The organism is Nitrospira sp. Nam80 (assembly GCF_965152575.1).
The window spans coordinates 4,070,504-4,088,969 of the sequence record NZ_OZ224216.1 but is presented as its reverse complement, the minus strand read 5'-3'; the positions used below and the strand labels follow the sequence as shown (position 1 = coordinate 4,088,969).

The 18,466-nt window shown below is 58.2% G+C and carries 19 protein-coding genes and 1 pseudogene; 11 read left to right on the top strand and 9 right to left on the bottom strand.

Features of this window, described 5'->3' with window-relative positions; genetic code table 11:
- Nucleotides 1-2: 2 nt before the first annotated feature.
- The 4 genes from ACWGXE_RS19150 to ACWGXE_RS19135 all read right to left on the bottom strand — a co-directional run bounded on the left by ACWGXE_RS19150 (nt 3) and on the right by ACWGXE_RS19135 (nt 3,697).
- Nucleotides 3-617, bottom strand: coding sequence for a c-type cytochrome (locus tag ACWGXE_RS19150; protein WP_447599665.1), 615 nt, complete (start codon nt 615-617; stop codon nt 3-5).
- Nucleotides 618-747: 130 nt separating this feature from the next.
- Entirely contained in the window at nt 748-1,569 is an 822-nt protein-coding gene (locus tag ACWGXE_RS19145; RefSeq protein WP_447599664.1) for a carotenoid biosynthesis protein, read from the bottom strand.
- Between the two features lie 164 nt (nt 1,570-1,733).
- Nucleotides 1,734-2,717, bottom strand: coding sequence for a hopanoid-associated sugar epimerase (gene hpnA, locus ACWGXE_RS19140; protein WP_447599662.1), 984 nt, complete (start codon nt 2,715-2,717; stop codon nt 1,734-1,736).
- A gap of 89 nt (nt 2,718-2,806) precedes the next feature.
- Nucleotides 2,807-3,697: a polyprenyl synthetase family protein gene (locus tag ACWGXE_RS19135; RefSeq protein ID WP_447603806.1), complete on the bottom strand. Its 891-nt coding sequence runs from the start codon at nt 3,695-3,697 to the stop codon at nt 2,807-2,809.
- A 207-nt stretch (nt 3,698-3,904) separates the two neighbouring features.
- On the opposite strand from ACWGXE_RS19135, the gene ACWGXE_RS19130 reads away from it, so the two are divergent.
- Entirely contained in the window at nt 3,905-4,501 is a 597-nt protein-coding gene (locus ACWGXE_RS19130) for an ORF6N domain-containing protein (protein WP_447599661.1), read from the top strand.
- 427 nt (nt 4,502-4,928) lie between these two features.
- Here the strand turns inward: ACWGXE_RS19130 and ACWGXE_RS19125 are convergent, their stop codons facing one another.
- Nucleotides 4,929-5,354 carry a hypothetical protein gene (locus ACWGXE_RS19125; protein WP_447599660.1) on the bottom strand — a complete coding sequence of 142 codons (426 nt, stop codon included), beginning with the start codon at nt 5,352-5,354 and terminating at the stop codon, nt 4,929-4,931.
- A 441-nt stretch (nt 5,355-5,795) separates the two neighbouring features.
- On the opposite strand from ACWGXE_RS19125, the gene ACWGXE_RS19120 reads away from it, so the two are divergent.
- The 8 genes from ACWGXE_RS19120 to ACWGXE_RS19085 all read left to right on the top strand — a co-directional run bounded on the left by ACWGXE_RS19120 (nt 5,796) and on the right by ACWGXE_RS19085 (nt 11,963).
- Entirely contained in the window at nt 5,796-6,089 is a 294-nt protein-coding gene (locus ACWGXE_RS19120; protein ID WP_447599659.1) for a hypothetical protein, read from the top strand.
- The gene (locus ACWGXE_RS19115) at nt 6,086-6,421 is read left to right on the top strand and encodes a hypothetical protein (protein ID WP_447599658.1); all 336 of its coding nucleotides are present in this window, start codon (nt 6,086-6,088) and stop codon (nt 6,419-6,421) included. The genes ACWGXE_RS19120 and ACWGXE_RS19115 overlap by 4 nt, the downstream gene beginning before the upstream one ends.
- Nucleotides 6,422-6,501: 80 nt before the next feature.
- Entirely contained in the window at nt 6,502-6,873 is a 372-nt protein-coding gene (locus tag ACWGXE_RS19110) for a hypothetical protein (protein WP_447599657.1), read from the top strand.
- An 84-nt stretch (nt 6,874-6,957) separates the two neighbouring features.
- The gene (locus tag ACWGXE_RS19105; protein ID WP_447599656.1) at nt 6,958-7,578 is read left to right on the top strand and encodes a hypothetical protein; all 621 of its coding nucleotides are present in this window, start codon (nt 6,958-6,960) and stop codon (nt 7,576-7,578) included.
- A 194-nt stretch (nt 7,579-7,772) separates the two neighbouring features.
- Nucleotides 7,773-8,393, top strand: a complete 621-nt coding sequence (locus tag ACWGXE_RS19100) for a hypothetical protein (RefSeq protein WP_447599655.1) — start codon at nt 7,773-7,775, stop codon at nt 8,391-8,393.
- Nucleotides 8,394-8,434: 41 nt separating this feature from the next.
- Complete coding sequence (locus ACWGXE_RS19095; protein ID WP_447599654.1) at nt 8,435-9,496, top strand: hypothetical protein; 1,062 nt, start codon at nt 8,435-8,437, stop codon at nt 9,494-9,496.
- A gap of 485 nt (nt 9,497-9,981) precedes the next feature.
- Complete coding sequence (locus ACWGXE_RS19090; RefSeq protein WP_447599653.1) at nt 9,982-11,106, top strand: DUF2914 domain-containing protein; 1,125 nt, start codon at nt 9,982-9,984, stop codon at nt 11,104-11,106.
- A gap of 8 nt (nt 11,107-11,114) precedes the next feature.
- On the top strand, nt 11,115-11,963 hold the full coding sequence (locus tag ACWGXE_RS19085; protein ID WP_447599652.1) for an FAD-binding oxidoreductase: 849 nt from the start codon (nt 11,115-11,117) through the stop codon (nt 11,961-11,963).
- Between the two features lie 4 nt (nt 11,964-11,967).
- On the opposite strand, the gene ACWGXE_RS19080 is transcribed toward ACWGXE_RS19085, so the two are convergent.
- Nucleotides 11,968-12,159, bottom strand: a complete 192-nt coding sequence (locus ACWGXE_RS19080; RefSeq protein ID WP_447599651.1) for a hypothetical protein — start codon at nt 12,157-12,159, stop codon at nt 11,968-11,970.
- A 238-nt stretch (nt 12,160-12,397) separates the two neighbouring features.
- On the opposite strand from ACWGXE_RS19080, the pseudogene speD reads away from it, so the two are divergent.
- Nucleotides 12,398-12,742, top strand: a pseudogene (speD, locus tag ACWGXE_RS19075) (S-adenosylmethionine decarboxylase); the annotation flags it as partial.
- A gap of 40 nt (nt 12,743-12,782) precedes the next feature.
- A complete protein-coding gene (locus ACWGXE_RS19070) occupies nt 12,783-13,127 on the top strand; it encodes an SCP2 sterol-binding domain-containing protein (RefSeq protein WP_447603804.1) in 345 nt (114 codons plus the stop codon).
- Nucleotides 13,128-13,263: 136 nt separating this feature from the next.
- On the opposite strand, the gene ACWGXE_RS19065 is transcribed toward ACWGXE_RS19070, so the two are convergent.
- The 3 genes from ACWGXE_RS19065 to ACWGXE_RS19055 are packed head-to-tail and all read right to left on the bottom strand — an operon-like array spanning nt 13,264 to nt 18,336.
- Nucleotides 13,264-16,440, bottom strand: a complete 3,177-nt coding sequence (locus ACWGXE_RS19065) for an efflux RND transporter permease subunit (RefSeq protein ID WP_447599650.1) — start codon at nt 16,438-16,440, stop codon at nt 13,264-13,266.
- A gap of 31 nt (nt 16,441-16,471) precedes the next feature.
- A complete protein-coding gene (locus tag ACWGXE_RS19060) occupies nt 16,472-17,644 on the bottom strand; it encodes an efflux RND transporter periplasmic adaptor subunit (RefSeq protein WP_447599649.1) in 1,173 nt (390 codons plus the stop codon).
- Nucleotides 17,635-18,336 (bottom strand): TetR/AcrR family transcriptional regulator, encoded by a 702-nt coding sequence (locus tag ACWGXE_RS19055; RefSeq protein ID WP_447599648.1) that lies wholly within the window; start codon nt 18,334-18,336, stop codon nt 17,635-17,637. The genes ACWGXE_RS19060 and ACWGXE_RS19055 overlap by 10 nt, the downstream gene beginning before the upstream one ends.
- Between the last annotated feature and the right edge of the window lie 130 nt (nt 18,337-18,466).

Genomic DNA, 18,466 nt, shown 5'->3' with positions numbered 1-18,466 from the left:
ATTTAATGGCGATGGCTCGAAGGCGCAGCGGGTCCTTCGTCCTCGCCTCGGAGGAATCGTTCTTTGGCCTCTTCTTCCTCCAGCTCATGTTTCGTTTTAGGGTTCAGGGTCTTCATTTCCGCCAGTTCCTCCTGGGTGATTCTGGGAAGATGCCGGATGAAGTGCACCAACTTCCAACTATCCGTATCTTCCGATGGATCGCCGGTGCCCCAGGCCGGCATCCCGGTAAAGCGGATCCCGTTTTGGATGATGAAGAACATCTCACCGTCGGACATGTCTTGAGTATCGCTCAATCTCAGGTCCGGAGTCTTGGGATAGAAATTCTTCCCCATTTTCGTTTGGCCGCTGCCGTCGTTGGCATGGCAGGAGGCGCAGTGGTCGGCAAAATGCCCGCGGGCCTCCTTCATCACGTCCGGTGTGAGAGGTACCGGATTGCGCAGGTTACGATTCTCCAGCGGGATCGCCAGATAGCGAAGTTGTCGCGCGACTAAAACCTCGAGCCAGTTCGGCTCGGCTTTGGCGCTGAATCCGGTCGAAAAAGATTGATAGCCGAACCAGCCCAGTAAGCCGAGGAACAGCAGGAAGAGGATCACGATGAATCCAACAAATTTCCGCATGTCCCGCCTTCCGTGAGAGTGTACCGGGCAAAATATTCGCCGCAGGCCTTAGGCAACGCGCTGTTTCACTATACCGTCTCATTCAGTTCAATGCCACAGTCGGATTCGGCAAGAACAATGCCGCTGTGGGTCAGCGCGCGATAGCTTGTGCCGGCCACTGCCGGAGCAGGCGCAAGGCGAGCAATAGAGTAATTGGGAGATATAACAGCAGGCCCGTTATGCCTTGCAACGATTCCCCGATCCAAAAGGTTACGGTAAGATTGAACACCAACACTCCATAGTAGAGTCCGCAGCCGAGCAGGAGGATGCCGGTCTTTGATGGGCGATGGGGCTGAATCGGATCGGCAAGCCGCCGGTCCAGCGGATTGTATATGAGTAGTGACAGCGTTCCGACCACGGCCCAGCCGATATAGTTTGCGATCGGCACGCCATAATGGACGCCCGGCTCAGGATAGTAATAAATCTTGCCGAGGAACCATCGGTCGCCTCGCAGGGCAACCGGGTCGATCACCATATCAATCATCACGAAGAACAGTACCGTCAGCGCCGCAACCGACCATGAGGTGCGCGAGGCGGCATCGAGTGCAAGCCTCGGCAGCCCGCGGGAACCGGAGAGGCCGCTCGGCTTTTCCATGGGAAGGAGAAGCGTCAGGGCTAGGCAATAGCTCGCGTAGAGCAGAAAGGAGAACGACAGGGAGGACATGAACGGAATATTCGAAATATAGAGTTCCTGGCCGACGGTGGAGCCGGTGTAGTGGTACCAGCCGAACGGGATGCCGGTTCGCGTTGAGGAAAATTCGCAGACGAAGGCGGTGATCCAACTGATGAACCAGAACCGCCAGGTCCTGGGCCAGCCGAGCAATTTGATCGCCGAGAAAAGAAACGCGGCGAGGAAGATGAAGACGTACGAGCGGAGGAGGATAGTTTTCAGGAAGAGAGAAAAGAATTCCATCAATGAGGAATGAGAAATGAGGAATGAGGAATGTCTTCTGACCCGGCTGAGAACTCCGAGTCAGAAGTCATCGTTCTCTCCATGCCCCGATAATTTAGACACGTATAATCAATCACTTCGCAAGATTCACATTCCAAATTTCTCATTCCACATTCCTCATTCGATTACGCGTAGCCGTGGTCGCGGAACCACTGCACGGCTTTTTCAAGGGCCGTTTCGACCGGTGTTTGCGGGAGGCCCAGCTCCTTGATTGCCTTGCTGCAATCATAATGCATCTTATACTTCGCCATGCGGACCCCTTCGAGGGGAATGCGCGGCTGTTTGCCCGTGCACGACGACATCCATTCGTTCACATAGGCGAGCGGGAGAATCGCGAGGCGGGGCAACTTGAGTGCCGGGGCTTTCACGCCGGTGAGCCGGCTCAGGATCTCGAAGACTTCACGCAGCAAGAGATTCCGGTTGCCGAGAATATAGCGTTCCCCGAGCCGCCCGTTCTCCATAGCGAGGAGATGCCCGGCCGCCACGTCATCCACATCGACCAGATTCATGCCGGTTTCAATATACGCCGGCATCCGGCCCTTCATGAAATCAACGATGACCTGGCCGGTCGGGGTCGGCTTCACGTCACCGGCGCCGACCGGCGCGCTCGGATTGACGATGACCACCGGAAGCCCCTCCCGCGCGAGCTTCAATACTTCCTGTTCGGCAAGATATTTTGACCGCTTGTAGTGACCGGCCATTTGATCCAGCGAAACCGGCGTTGTTTCCGTCCCGAGTCCCCCGCCGGGAGGTAAACCGATCGCGCCGATGGTGCTGCAATAGACGGTTCGCTCGATGCCGGCCTCGCGCGCGGCTTCCAACAGATTGCGCGTGCCGGCCACGTTCACGTCGTAAAAAATCGACGGATCTTGGGCCCAGAGCGCATAATGCGCAGCAACATGGTACAGCTGTCCGCATCCAGTCAGCGCACGAAGCAGGGACTCCTTGTTCCGCAGGTCTCCCTCGACCCGTTCCATCGCCACGCCGGTGAGATGCCGCATATCGTTGCCCGGCCTGGCAGTGACACGCACATGGACGCCGGACGCGACAAGTGCGCGGACGACCGCTCCACCGATGAATCCGGAGGCGCCGGTGACGAGAGCCTTCATGACTTAGTGATCTAATGATTTCGCGATTTGGCGAAATGAGCCTGCAGGAGGGATCCGCTCAATCTCTCACTCGCCAAATCACTAAATCGTCAATTCTTCCGTGACGTGATGTATCGAGCGAGTTCGCGGAGCGGATCGGCGGAGTGGCCAAATTCAGACAACCGGGTCACGGCCCGGCTCACGCAGTCGTCGGCCAGCCGTTTCGCCCCGTCCACGCCGTAAAACGTCGGGTAGGTTTTCTTTCCGCGCTGTGCGTCCGTATTGGGATTCTTGCCCAATTCCTCCCGCGTGCCGGTTACATTCAACACATCATCGGCGATTTGAAATGCCAGGCCGATATCTTCGGCGTAGGCGGTCAACTTGCCTAGCTGACTTTCGGTTGCGCCCGCGGTGAGGGCTCCCATGCGGACCGCCGCCCGGATCAGCATGCCGGTCTTATGCCTGTGGATCGATTGCAGCGTCGCGAGATCGATGTCTTTATTCTCGGACTGAATGTCCAACACCTGCCCGCCGACCATGCCGCGATTGCCGGAGCCGACGGCGAGTTCCTGGATCAGCCGCACTTGCCGTGCCGAGTCAAGGACGTCCAATGCTCCGGTCTGGCTGCACAACTCAAATGCCATGGTCAGCAAGGCGTCTCCCGCCAGAATCGCCATGGCTTCGCCATAGACTTTGTGGTTGGTCGGTTTCCCGCGGCGGAAATCATCATTATCCATGGACGGCAAATCATCATGGATCAACGAATAAGTATGGATCAGTTCGAGCGAGGAGGCGATCGGGAGGATCGCGGCGCCGGGATCACCGACGGCTTCTGCGGCGGCGATGGCCAGGATGGGCCGGACCCGTTTGCCTCCGGCAAAGAGGCTGTAGCGCATGCTTTCGTGCAGCGTCGTCGGAGGCGTATCAGCAGCCGGGATGACTGAGAGCAAATAGCCGTCCACGGCTTCCCGTTTTTGTTCCAGGTATTCCTTGATGTCCATGCGGGATGGAGGAGCTTGGCTGAGAGGGCTCATGTCTGTTGAGTTTGGAGTGAGTGAAAATCCGTACCGTTCATATCCGCGCGAGAGTAGCAAAAGAATTTGAGGGGTGTCAAACCGCGCGTGAGGGACTTTCCGAGCGCTCGCGTTGATTTCGTCCTGTGAATAAGGGTATTCCTCGGCAAATTTGATCGATAAGAGACTTCGCATATGTCTTCTCGTAAGAAATCCGGCGCGCATGAATCGGTGGAACCGCTAATTGTCGTCATTAGAAACCAACGCGTGATTCTTGATGCGGACTTGGCGCGACTCTATGGCGTGCCCACAAAGCGCTTCAACGAAGCGTTCAAGCGGAATCACCAACGGTTTCCGCATGATTTTGCATTCCAGCTCACCAAGGCCGAACTCAATAATTTGAGGTCGCAGCTCGCGGCCTCAAATTTACAACCCATTGAATCAATGGAAGATAATCCGAACTGGTCGCAATTTGCGACCAGTTCCAGCCGCCATCGTGGTGCAGTGTATCGCCCATGGGCATTTACTGAGCACGGTGCATTGATGGCGGCGAACATCTTGCGTAGCGAGCGGGCCGTACACATGAGCGTGTTTGTCATCCGCGCCTTCGTGCGCTTGCGCGAGCATGTTGCCGCCAATCAGGCGATTCTGAAACGCTTGACCGAAATCGATAAGACCTTGCTTGAGCACGATTCGGCGCTGGTGGATGTGTATGAGAAATTGCTGCCGCTCCTTCAACCGCTTCCCGACGAACCCAAACGGCGCATCGGGTTTGATCGGGACAGCAAGTGAGTCGGTTAAAGGCGCATAGGAATACTTGGGGTGAGCGATATATGGTCGGGTGCAAGCGGCGTCGGACCTTGGCTGACGAACGGTAAATCGGCGAACGGACGTGTCGGTCTAATGCGGACTCGCCGTGCTGCTGTAGTGGCCGGCAATCCGGCTGCGGCTCCCCCCAACCCCCATTCCAGAGAATGGGGGATTCCGATCTGCCTTCGACAGTCGGGCCTCGCGCGGTTTCCCGCCTCACACATCAGCATGGCTCGCCCGCAAGGACGCTCCGCTGTCCGTTCGCCTCTTGCTGACGAGTGATGAGACCACGTCCAAACCTCTGTGCGCATCCGTTCCAGCCAAGGCTAGAACTGGATTGTATGCATGGCTCGGCCGTAAACGCGCTCCGAATACCTGACTGCCATTAGCTAGATGACTTAATCAATTCTTACATCAATCCGGACTTCCAGCCCGCATATTTCCCATCGCGTATTTTTTCAAAGAAATGAGTGTAATCTCCAGGCGAAAGGAAATAGAAGTGATACCGCCATGGCTCTTTCATCTTCACAAGCCTGTCGTTCAGGACTTCAAAGTGCCGAAGGCCGTCGCGACACTTGGCCCGGTTTCGATTTGAATCATCCCCCTCTGCCTTCACTTCGACCACAAGGATATCGTGCGTGCCGCGCTCGCGAAGAAACAGAACAGGGTTAAAGTTCTCATTCGCGGTGTGGGTTTGTGCCGTTTTTGCTGGCTTATAGGAATAAGGGAAGGAGTATGCCGCCTGATTGGGCTTTTTTGCCGGCGGGCGGTGTGCTTCGCGCCTTTGCGGCCGAGGTGCGCGAGGCGATGAATAAATCGCCTCCCATTTGCGCACGGGCGCGAGTCGGTGAGCTCGCGGTGCATTCGCTGATGTGTCGAGCGAAAGACCGAGGTCCGACCGCCCTTGGCGGATCGGAAACCTAGAGTCCTGTAAGCGTCAACAGGCCGCCGGTGGTCCGCGGCAGCAGCACGAAAATATCCAGGTCGAAGGTCAGCAGCGGCTCTATGTAAAAAGTCGCCCTCATCGCGCCGCCTATCGCATATCGACTCATCGCACCGCTTTGTTCAAGCTCATTGACAATCTGTAGTCTGCGCTGCATGGGAATACCACGGGAATTCGAAACTGGAACATAGAGTCGAAAGCCTGCCGAGACGAAGTCTATCGAAATTGCCGCATCAAATCTATGCGATTGCTTTGCTGGAACAGGCGCTGAACCTGGCAGGCCACCGTTGGCCGGCTTGTATTTCCGCGAGACCCTTCGCTATACTTCCGCTGATGAGTATTCGAAAAGCCGGCGGCGACTGGGAGCCCATGTTGCTGGGGATCGAACCCCGGCGATGCAAGGTCTGCAAGGAAGGTCTCTACCGAGACAAGACCATGCTGCGTGGCGGTTGGTCTCGTTGCACGGTCTGCGATGAATTTGTGCATTACAGTTGTCTAGCCAGCGGCAAAGTAAAATTTCTCAAGCAGCGCCCCCGAGTCTGCCTGACCTGTCAGAAAGCCCGCACCGGCGCGAAAGTTGGTGCCGCTCAGCCGGCCTCTTCACCGGACGTGGCGGTCGGGTCATGAGCGTCCTGGCGAGGCCCGAGCATCGCTCCGCCCGCCCGGCCTGGCATAGCGCTTTCGCCCAAACCGTCCTCTATGTGCTGGCGCCGCTGATTTCGTTGTCGAGCGGGTTCTTCACCGCCAACTTTATCGTGAGCGGGCAGTACGGATGGCCACGAAGCAGCCGGGTCTTTGCCTTGACCCTAACGCTTGCGATCCTGGCCTATGAGTTCGTGTATAAAGAACAGCGTGCCCGAGCCGCCTCGCATGAACGGGCGCTTCACGCCGTCTTGTATTCCTGTCTCATCCCCTATGCAGCCGGCATCCTGGTCATGCTGGTTCTGATCAAGTTCTAAGGTGGTCGGTCAATGCGACCGGGTTACCCCGCCGGCCGTGTGACGCAAACTATCCGAGTGACGCCGCAGAGCGGGTTGTCATGACTCAAGTATTTCACAGCGGAGCCTTCGTACAGCAGTGTTTCGCCGTGCATCCGCTCTGTGTGACGCTGAAGCGGTTTGAGAATCAGAACAAACTGGTCTTCACGTGCAGTTCCTGCCGGATGGCCCACCATGTCATGATCAACTCGATCGTCGCCCGAGTCTCGATCGTGATGGATGCGCCGGATAGTCCCGTCCGGACGACCGGCGATGAGGCTCCGCTCGTGCTAGACCGTTGCATCGTCGAACATGCGGGCGCCGTGTCGATCAGGGAGATGAATGTCCTGCATGACACCATGGGATTGCGATGCGCCCAATGCCGGCGTGTCTTTGACCTCCGTATTGCCTCCTGTGAAACCCGCCAGAAATAGCCGCATGGTGAGAATGTCGGCCGGTCATTGCCGCGGCGTGCTGATCGGACAACAGGTCCCGTTCACGCAGATCTGATTCCTCGCATGGCTCTCCAACGGTTCACCCCCGACGAATTGGCCTTGATGGAGAATGCGGAGTTCTTCCGCGCCAAGGCCGTAATCATGCGGAAAGTCCGGGACCTGCTGGGTCGCTTGCATGAGGGGTTGCGGGAAGAGATGGCTAGGACCGCGCTGCTCGCGCCGCCGGGCTTCAACTCGGTCAACTGCCAATTCGTGAAGGGCGAGCACCTCGAACAATGTCCCTATCAGTATCTGGACTATCCCAAACACTTCAGCGGAGGCAATACATTCAGTTTCCGCTCCCTGTTCTGGTGGGGCCATCATCTGACGTTTGCGTTGTTGCTCGAAGGCGCGCAGCTCAAAGACTACAAGCGCAATCTCATCGATCGGTTTCACATGGTGGCGGGACGCGACCTGGAAATGTCCTTGGCATCCCACTTTTGGGAGTGGAAACGAGGAGAAGGCTACACCTTGCCCCTCTCTCACGACCGCAAGGCGCGGATCGGGGCGGTCATTGCCGAACGATCCTTTATGAAGATCCTGCGGTTTGTTCCGATTGCGGACTTCGACCGGCTCCAAGACAGCCTGCCGGACATCGGCCGGGACACCTTCCGCAGCGTCCTTCCCATTGTCACACCACCTTAGGAATTTGGACGAGTAATGCCATGCTATTGCGGCACAGGATCTGTGGGCTGACTCACCAGCTGATTCCTGGCCGACAATGAATTGTCAGCCCCTCGTCAAGTTAGGTAGACTGGGGGTCCTTTTATCATAACGAACTCAACCAAATGGTTATGGAGGTGGGCGTGAGACTATCAGCGGTGTGTGGACGAAGGCTCATGGCGTGGTTGCCGGCCGTGCTGGTTCTTCTGGCCGGCTGCGCCGGGAGCGGTCAAATGGTGTCCCTCGATGTCGTACCGAAGCTGCCGCCGGCGCAAGCGTTGGCGTCCGATCCGGTGAAGATCGTGATCGAACCCTTCGAGGACCGGCGGGCGGATCAGAGCAGGCTCGGCTATCGGACTCATCTGGGGGGCGGTGTGACCTACTTCAACGTCGCGGGTGGGAAAGTGGGAGATACCGCAGCCGAGACGATGGCGGAGACTCTGCGCCAGCAAGGTTGGCAACGGCGCGGATGGGATGCCAGGGTCGTGCAGAGCGGCGTGGCGGTCTCGGGTGCGGATATTCTGGTCACGGGGGAAGTCTTGGAATTGGCGGCCAACGCAAAAAGCCGGTTTTTTTCCACGGTCATCACCACCGAATGCAAAATGCTGATCAAAGCGTCCAATCTCAAGGACGGCAGCGTGACGACGAGGAGCGTCGAAGGCGCGCTCACTCAGACGGTGTTTTGGTTCGAGCATGATGACGTGAAGAAATTGGTCGGGCTGGTTCTGAAGGACGGCTTCGACCGCTTTGTGAGCGATACGAAGATTGAAGACGGGACGATAAAGTCAGTACGGTGATCCAATGCTCGGCGCGTCGTCCATTGGACCACGGAGCCACCATGCGGGAACGTCGCTGGGAAACGACCACACCACTTCAGTTCAGAGAAATCCTCGCCGTCGGCGAGCGTCTGGCTGCGCTTGGGCTCAAACCCGTGCATCCCGCGAAGGATGTGATCTGCTATGTCGAAGAGTGGTCCGTCAAGGCTCCGGAGGATTTCGATCAGCTCGATCCCTGGGCGACCGAGGATGTCACGTTGATCCATGTGCGGGAACAGTGGCAAGGAGACTTCTTTCTGCTGGCCGGGGGATATCATACGGTGTACCGGCGCCATCAAGACGTCGGCACCTACTGTTCGATCAGCCACCCGTGGAGAATCCGCGGGCCCCTGCGGTTCCATCATCCGGCCAGCATGCTGTGGGTCGGCTTCCGGCACGCACATGCGTTCATTCGCGTCCGTCTCAATACCCGCGACGTGGTGACACCAGGCGAACACCGGGCGGATGACCAGCGGGACGGCTGGGTGGAAGAGCGCCGCGCCGCATTTCTGGAAGCCATCACGACCTTGGATCTCCCCGTCGAGACCGGTGTCGAACGGGGCAGCGTCGTGTTGAAGCCGGCCGACGAGGCGACTCCATTTTTCTGTTCATGGCCGGATGCGTTCGGCCCCTGCCAATTTGAGTACAATTCTTCGGACGCCTACGAATTTCTTGTACCGGCCAGCAAGCTGGCCTCGACCTTCGGGCCGCAGCTCGCCAACGTGCGCACCTACCTGACCGGCTTCGACGAGGCGGCGCTCAAAGAATTCGAAACGGTCCAGGCCGGCGCAACCTATGCCTATCGCTGTTCCGTCCACTGCCTGCTCGACGAGTTGCCGGAAGTTCTCGAAGCGATTCAACCACAGGGGCGGTTGTACGCGACCCTGTGCGAGTTTCACACCCAGGAGTTGCTTCCGGACGGAGAGGAGGCGTCGGCCATCATCGGCGTCGTCGGAAGCGGGCAGAGCTTTCAGTTGGAGGTCCGCCTCAACTGCGCGCCGCTTCCGGAAGAATTGATGGATAGCTGGGTAGAGCGCCTGCTCGGCCACCCGGCCAGGTATGCGCCGCTCCCGCCGTTCGTCTGACTGGATGTTGGCTTCCCATTTGTTACACCCGTGGGTTCTCTTGAGTTGAGGCTTCAGCACCCTTTCTCGCCTTGGCTGGAACGGATGCGCGAAGGGATGTAACTGCGGCGCTGTTATTCTTTCCACTGGGGCGGCGGGCGGTGTGCTTCGCGCCTTTGCGGCCGAGACATGCTGATGTGTCGAGCGAAAGACCGAGGGAGGTCCGACCGCCCTCGGCGGATCGGAAACCTCCACATTCTGATGCGGGGGCTGGGGGGAAGCGCACCCGGTCTTTCGCACGCTACAGCAGCTAGTCGAGGCTGTGCGGCGTGAAAGCATACCGCTCGCTGACTCCCCACAGCAGCACAGCGAGTCCGCGTCAGACCGACGCGTGTCCGTGCGCCGATTCGCCTTCGTCAGCCAAGGCTTCCGATCTCTACAGCAGCTGATATTATCTTTCATTTCTTCGTTTGACATTCTCACGTTTCTCCTGAAACCTAGCCCCCATGTGGCGACCCTCCAATGTGTGGCGACATCCGAAATTTCAGGCGGTGCTCGGGCAACCGTTCTTGCCCCCGCTGTTCTTCTTCGCCGGTGTGACCTATGACTCCATCATGCTCACAAGAATCGACCGCCTGCGGGACAACCTGGTTTTACTTCTCTACCTCTCACTCCTTGGTTTTCTGATCGTGTTGACGGGACGATTGGGCACGGGCGCCGTCGGCCCGGAAGAGTTGGAACAGACCAAATCTCCGCTGGAACGCCTGTTGCTGCAGATCCGTCCCTACGCTCCCATGGGAATTCAGTTCTTTCTGGGCAGTCTCTTCAGCGCGTATGCCATTTTTTATTGGAAAAGCGCCTCGTTGACCGGTACGGCGGTCTTTTTCTGTCTGCTGGTCGGCCTGCTGGTGGGAAACGAATTTCTACGGGACCGGCTCACGAATCTACAACTCTTGCTCGGGCTCTATGCGCTGGTGTCCTGTTCATTCTTCACGTTTTTTCTCCCCGTCATGACCGGATCGATGAATAAGGTGGTGTTTCTGGTCGGCGTGGCCTTGAGCGGCGTGGTGACCTGGCGGGTGGTGGATTGGCTCTATCGAGGCCGGCCGGACTCGTCCCGGCGGGAGGCCGCGTTGGCCGCCGCCCCGGCGTTCGGCGTGCTCGGCCTAGTCGTTGTTTTATACTTCATGAACTGGATTCCCCCCGTGCCGCTCTCCATGAAATTCGGCGGGGTCTTCCATGAGGTCCGAAAAGCCGGAGAAAAATTCGAATTGGTCTATCAGAAGCGATGGTTTCAGTTCTTCAAATACTCCGACGATCCGTTTCCCGCCGACGAACCGATTTATTGCTTTACGGCGGTCTTCGCGCCGGTGATGCTGGAAACCACGGTTTTTCACCATTGGTATCACAGGGGAGACAAGAATGCGCCGTTCTCCCCGGTTGACCGCATTCCGATCCGAATCCAGGGAGGTCGCGAAGGCGGATATCGCGCCTACAGCGTCAAACAAGGACTATCTCCGGGCGACTGGCGGGTGGATATCGAGGCGGAGGATGGCCGGGTGTTCGGCCGGATCCGTTTCACGGTCGAAACCGAGCTGCCATCGCAAACACCCACGACTATCCTCTATTAGCGGAACCGGTGGCCAATGCATACAGCTTCTGGCCTCCGGGCAAGCCAAAGAAACATCTTTCATCCGTGCTGGAGCTATACGCCATCAGCCATCTGCTATTGGCCATCGTCCATGGTATGGTGAAGCAAAGGAGGACGGGCAAGCCCCGGATGGAACTCTTTCACGCAGAAGTCGCCCGTATCAGAGATTTGACGCACGATGTGCGGGAGGTCGAGTTGCGGCTCATTGAGCCGCGCGACATTCAATTCAAGGCCGGCCAGTTCATCTCCTTTGAGGTTCCGTCAAGCGGCCGGTTTCCCTTCGTGACCAGGCCCTACTCGATCGCCTCGCCGCCAAGCCAATCGGATCGCGTGATCCTTGTCTTCAACCTCGTGACCGGGGGGCCGGGCTCGACCTATCTCTACGGCTTACGCGAAGGAGACAAGACGCAGTTCAAAGGCCCGGCTGGATCATTTTATCTTCGGGACGACGGTCGCGACCTCCTGTTAGTGGCGACGGGGAGCGGCATCGCGCCGCTTCGCTCCATGCTGCTGGCGGAGTTGGCACGTGACTCAGCCAGGCAGGTGACGTTGATCTGGGGACTGCGCTCGCAGCGGGACCTTTATTATCAATCCGAATTGGCCGGCCTTCAACAGGCGCACCCACGCTTCTCCTACGTGATCACGCTGTCTCGCCCCGAGCCGGGCTGGATGGGGTTCGCAGGGAGGGTCACGACCTTCATTGAGAAAGCGATTGCTTTGGTCAAGAATTTGTCGGTCTACCTCTGCGGCAATGGCGGGATGATCAAGGATGTGACGGCAGTTCTAAGCGGGAAAGGGCTCTGCCCGATCCATCGAGAGAAGTATTATGACGAGTGACGCGTTACTCCGCAGGGGGCTTCGCCGCTTTGGTGGTGTGCTGGAAGATGCATTTCGGGCAAGTGTAATGGATGAATTGGCCGCCGGCCACGAGCCGCTTTCTCATCGGGACTTTGCACCAGGTGCAGAGCCGGTCGGGAATATCGGCTTGGGGCGTCCCCACTGGCGTCTGTCTATTGGCCGGCTGATCATCCATGGCTGGCATTCTCGCCAAGCCTCCGTGAATTTGTCAATGAGCCGATCATTGAAAAAGTGGACAGTCCGGGGAGCCTTGAGTATAGTGCGGTTCATGAATCCTACAACCACCCTTCACCACAGAAAGGATGCACAATCCCATGCACAACGCCGACAGCGCCACGTCCGACGACATCTCGTCATCCTTAGCCAGGCTCTCCCAGCCCACGATCCACGAAGACTCGGTTGGATCAGGGAAAGCCTGGGGACTGCTCACCTCGGTTGACCTTCAAGATTGCGATCCCGATCGGATCCGCGATGCCAAATACATTGAACGCTATGTCATTGAATTGTGCGCGTTGATTGGGATGACGCGATACGGCGCCTGCCAAGTAGTGCATTTCGGCGAAGGGCGGGTAGCGGGGTACAGCATGGTTCAGCTGATTCAGACTTCTCTGATCAGCGGGCACTTTGCCAACGATACGAACAGCGCCTATCTCGATATTTTCAGCTGCAAAGGGTATGATCCCGCCGTCGTGGAGGAGTTTTCCAAAACGTTCTTCGGTGCGCGCCGGTCCACCCATACGGGGCTGCTGCGATATTGAACAAGATCAACGACCAGGGCGTATACTGTCTCCACACGTGATGGACGAACATAAAGAAAAAACAGTCGAAGATTTCTTTCGGTTGTTGCCGGGAAAGTTCGATCCCGAAGCCGCCGAAGGAATGGATGCTGTGTATCAGTTCGACCTAAGCGGGGCACAGGGGGGACAGTACTATGTGCTGATTAATGACGGGTCCTGCCGGGTGACGCGTGGTTCGCATCCTGAGCCGCACGTCACCCTGTCGCTCTCGGGAGAAGACTGCGTACGGGTCCTGAATGGGCAATTGAATGGCCCGGCCGTCGCCATGTCGGGCCGGCTCCGCATCAGCGGAGACATGGGGTTGGCGTTGCAGTTGGGATCGCTGTTCCCGAGCTTACGGCGCTAACACGGGGAGCAAGGGCCCTTGTCTCGTCATTCCCGGATACGGGAGTCTTAAAACTTTCCATCGCTATTTCGAGACCACATGAATTCCCGGTTGCGCGGGAACGACAGAGGCATTCCATCCAATTTGATTTGGATTGTCAGGCCTGTTGTGCGGCCAGCGCTCCTGTCTCCTGGTCGATCAATTCTTTGGCCGGCCGCGGGAATCGTTCCTCCAGAATCATATAGACGGTCGGCACGAGAAAGAGCGTCAGCAGGGTCGAAACCGTCAGCCCTCCCACCACGGCCCGCGCGAGCGGCGCGTTGGTTTCTCCTCCGGTCCCGAGGCCCAGCGCCATCGGAAACAATCCGACGACGGTGGCAAACGAGGTCATCAGGATCGGCCGGAGCCTCGTCCTGGCCGCCGTGACCACGGCTTCCCGTAACGGCAAACCTCTCCGCCTCAGCACATTCGTATAGTCCACCAGCAAGACGCCGTTCGAGACAACGATGCCGAGCATCATGATCACTCCCATCATCGACGTAGTGGACAAGGTCGTCCCCGTCAGGAACAGGATGAGGATCACGCCTGGGATGCCCATGGGTACCGAGAACATGATGATGAACGGATCCACCAGCGATTTGAACTGCGCCGCCATGACCATGTAGACCAGGATCAGTGCGAGGATGCTGGCGAAAATGAGTCCCGCGAAGGTTTCGCGCTGCTGCTGGATCTGCCCGGCCAGCCGGATGCTGAATCCGGGCGGCATCTGAAGCTTGGCAAAGCCTTCTTCGAGGTCGGTGGCGATGGACCCGAGGTCGCGGTTCACGGGGTTCGCCGTGATATGCACCACCCGCTGAAAATATTTTCGCTCGATCTTCACCGGGCCCGCGTTCAGCTTCAATGACGCGACGTTTCTGAGCAGGACTGGCTCGCCGGCCTTCGTCGTCAGCAGAATATTTTCAAGATCGCTCAGGTCCTTTCGATGCTCTTCGGCGAGCCAGGCGCTGATGTAATATTCATTTCCGTTCTGTGGATCGGTGTAGATAATCGGATCGGTCTGCCCGTTGCCGTTCAAGGAATAGAGTACGGCGATGGCGACATCGGTTTCGCTGATGCCCAAGAGCGCCGCCTTCTCGCGGTCCACCACGACGTTGACCTCCGGGTAATTCTCCTCTCGGCTGACCTCGATATCGGCCAGGCCCTCCGTCTTGTGCATCACCTCCTGGACTTGTGCGATCACCGCGCGGGCTTTTTCGAAGTCGTAGCCGTAGATTTCGACATCGACCGATTTCTGCGACCCGAAACTGGTGACACGCTTCACCAGCCCGCCCGGATCGAAAAACATCGCGACGCCGGGAAAAAGTCGGATGATCTTAGGACGCACCTCGTTCATGACATCCACCTGGGTCCGTTTCCGCTTGGCGGGGGGCGTCAAATAAACCGAGATGACCGACGTGTGCGGTCCGGTGTTGGGATTGAAGAGCGACGAACGACCTTGGGCCAGAACTCCGGTGCTCGAGACGATCGTATCGAGTTCGTGGGGCGGGATATTTTCGCGCAATACCCGCTCGACCGCCGCGACCTGCTGTTCAGTTTTCTCAACCCGCTGTCCCACCGGCGCCCGGAGGACGATCCGGAATTGGCTTTCGTCCGAGACGGGCAGGAACTCGCTGCCCAACAGCGGGACGAGCGCGACCGATCCGGCGAAGATCACGATGACACCGACGACCAGCACGCGCCGGTGCCGCAGAATCCACTCCAGGCTTTGTTCATAACTTTGATCGAACGCCTCATATCGCCGACGGCTCCATTCCATGATGCGGACGAACCAGGCGGGCATGGAGCGCTGGGCTTCTTGCTCGGGCTTGAGGAATTTATAGCACAGGGCCGGCGTCACAGTGCGCGACACAAAGAAGGAGGTGAACAAGGCAATCGCGATCGTGAGGGTCAGCGGGATCAGCAAGAGACGGGCGATGCCGACGACAAAGAAAATGGGTAGAAACACCACGACGGTCGTCACTGTGGAAGCAAAGATCGGCATGGCCACTTCGCGCGCTGCGTTTACGATGGCGGTCCATCGGTTGCGGTCCTCGTTCAGATGCCGTTGAATGTTTTCCAATTCCACGATCGAGTCGTCTACGAGCCGGCCGATACCGAGGGCCAGTCCACCGAGCGTGAAGACATTCAGTGTCTGCCCGGTGAAGTACAGGACGATAAAGGTGACGAGGATGGACAAGGGAATCGCCACGGAGATGATCAATGTGCTCGTGAGGTTCCGTAGGAAGATCAGGATCACGGCCGCCGCCAAGAGCGAACCGTGGAGCGCCTGCTCGATCAGGTTTTGAATCGACTGCCGGATATACAGGGATTGATCGAACGAGATGCCCAATTGAACGCCGGGCGGGATGCCGATCATTTGGGGCAAGGCCTTCCGCAGGGCATCGACTACCTCGACCGTATTGGCGATCGGTTGTTTGTTGACGCGCAGGTAGACGGACCGTTTGCCGTCGGTCCGCACGATATTTGTCTGGATGTCGGACGAGTCGGTCACGGTCGCCAGATCGCGCACTCTGACAGGGTTCCCGCGGGGATCGATCTTGACGACCACATCCGCGATCGGCTCGACCGTCTTGAATTGATTGTTCGTAAACACGTTGTAATCCAGATTGCCGGCCTTGATGTCTCCGGACGGCAGGATCAGGTTCGCGGCTTTGACCGCCTTCACCACGTCGAGGATGGAAAGTCCCCTCGCCTGAAGCAGAGCCGGGTCGAGGTTGATGTTGATCTGCCGGACCTTGCCTCCTTCGACCGTTGCCGCCGCCACGTTGGCGATTTGCTCGATTTGCGGCGCGATCGTATTGAAGGCCAGATCGTACAGAGCCCGCTCATCCAAGTCGCTGCCGGCGACAGTGACGAAGGCGACGGGGATGTTGGAGACATCAAACTTGACGATGAACGGCTGCAGAATGCCGGGCGGCAGACTGTTGAGGATCTGCGTGATGCGCTGCATCACCTCCATTTGGCCGACATTGATATCGGCGCCCCAGTTGAACCAGACCTGCACCGCCCCGATGCCTTGCTTTGAGAATGATTCCACATGCTCCACGTTGGAAGCGGAGCTGACGGCCTTCTCGATGGGGTAGACCACGCTCTGTTCGATGTCGAGCGGCGGCGCGCCTTTATAAATCACACCGACAAAGGCGACGGGGACTTGAATATTGGGAAAGAGATCGACCGGGAGCCGTTGCAGGGACGCGATGCCCAACACGACCATGGCCAGCGACAGCATCAAAATGCCGATGCGGTTCCTGAGCGCGAGAAGGGTCAGCCACATACGAAAGGATTGGGTGATTGACTCGTACTTTCTACAGCGGTTGCGCCTGCACGGCCATGCCGTCGCTCACCAGGTCTTTCCCCGAGACGATGACCTGCTCGTCTCCCGCCAGGCCCTTGGTCACTTCCACTCGATTGTCCACGCGGCTGCCCAACTCGACCGGCACTTGATGGGCTTTGCCTTCTTTGACCACATACACATATTGAAACTCTTCGAGGCGGCTGACCGCGTCGAGCGGGATCTGAACGGCATTGACGTGCCGGTCCACGAGTACTTCGACTCGGGCGAACATGCCGCCTTTGAGGAGATGATCTTTGTTGGGTAGGTCCACCTCCACGGTCATCGTTCGGGTCGCCCGGTTGAGGGCTTGGACAATGCGGGTCACCGTGCCTTCAAAAATCCGGTTCGGATAGGCTTCCGCCCGGATTTCAGCGCGCTGGCCGATCCGCACCAGCGGAACATCCTTCTCCACGACCTCAATCAACGTGCGCACCGTTTCCACGTCGTGCAGACTCAGGATCCCGCGGGACATGGTGGAAGTGCTCGCCGTGGCTCCGCTCACGTAGGAGCCCGGGTCCAGATTCCGCTCGGCGACATAGCCGGCAAACGGCGCCCGAATATAGGAATAGGCCAGATTCGTCTCCGCCTGGGCGAGGGCTACTTCCATCTGTTTGACCTGCGCCCGCAACGAGTCCTGGAGGGCCAGCGCACCGTCATAATTCACCTGCGCCGTATCGAGGTCCTGCTGGGAGACGAACTCGTCTTTGATCAGCGCTTGCATACGATTCAACGTCAGCTTGGCATTGCGGACGGCGGCGTCCTGCTGGACGACCTTGGCGCGGGCGGACAGCAGATTGGCCTTGGCTTGATTGACGGCATGCACGAAATCAGTATGGTCGATCTCGATCAAGAGTTGATTCGCATGAACCAAATCACCCTTGTCCACATAGATCTTGGCGATGTAGCCGTCGACGCGGGAGAAGATATTGACCAACTGATTCGGAATCAGATCGGCCGTGTAGGTGAGCCGGACATCCAGATCCTGCTTGATCGGCACGGCGATGCCGACCGTGATGACACGGCTCTTGCGGGCGTCGATTTTCGCCCCGCTGCTGAGACGAAAAACCACCAGAGCGGACACGGCAAAGAAAAGGATGACTCCCAAGGTAACCAGCGGATGTTGTCTCACCGGATTCAGCGACACGGAATCCTCTCCTTCCGGCCTCGTGGTCGATCGTGCACCAAGCCTTGGAGAAACAATTCCACATACCTGGCCACCGTGTCCTCGTGGGACCGGTGCATCGGAATCCGATAGATCTCGTGCAGCAGGCGATGGTGGACGACCATGCCGATGAAGGCCCGCGCGGCCAACAAGGGATCGACGGGACGGAAGGCTCCTTCCTGGATCCTGGTTTCGATATAACCGGCCAGATAATCGCTAATGACTCGGTGTTGCTTGCGGAAGAACATATCGGCCAACTCGTGGCCCTCCAACCCGCTGAACAGCAGGAGGCGGAGCATCGTGGGGTCGGCGCCGGGCCGGATGCGGTAACTTGCGATCAACGAAAACAGCCGCTCGTCATCGCGCTTGCGCGCGACCTCATCGATCGCCCCTACGAGCGCATTGAGATTCGCCTTTTCCGCGAGGATGGCGGCATAGAGCGCGCGTTTGGTCGGAAAGTATTTGAAGAGTAGCGCCTCGCTGACCCCGGCGGCTTTGGCGATTTCCTTGGTCGTCGTGCCGCGGAATCCCCGTGCGGCGAAAAGGGATGTGGCGGCGGCGATGAGATTGGCCTGGCGAGTACGACCCGAGGAGGGACCGTCCTGCTTGCGACGCGGCATCGCAATCCGACGAAAATGGGCGGTGGGCGCGGCGATCTTCGCGCGATCTGGCATCGCAATCCGGCAGTGAGTGAGTGGTTACTCACGAGCGTACCACGCAGGGGCGAAAAATCACAAGAATTAGGGAAGAGTCGCCTTCCTGGGCAGGTAGGGCGTCAGGCGGGGACAGCCTTAAGGAATGAGC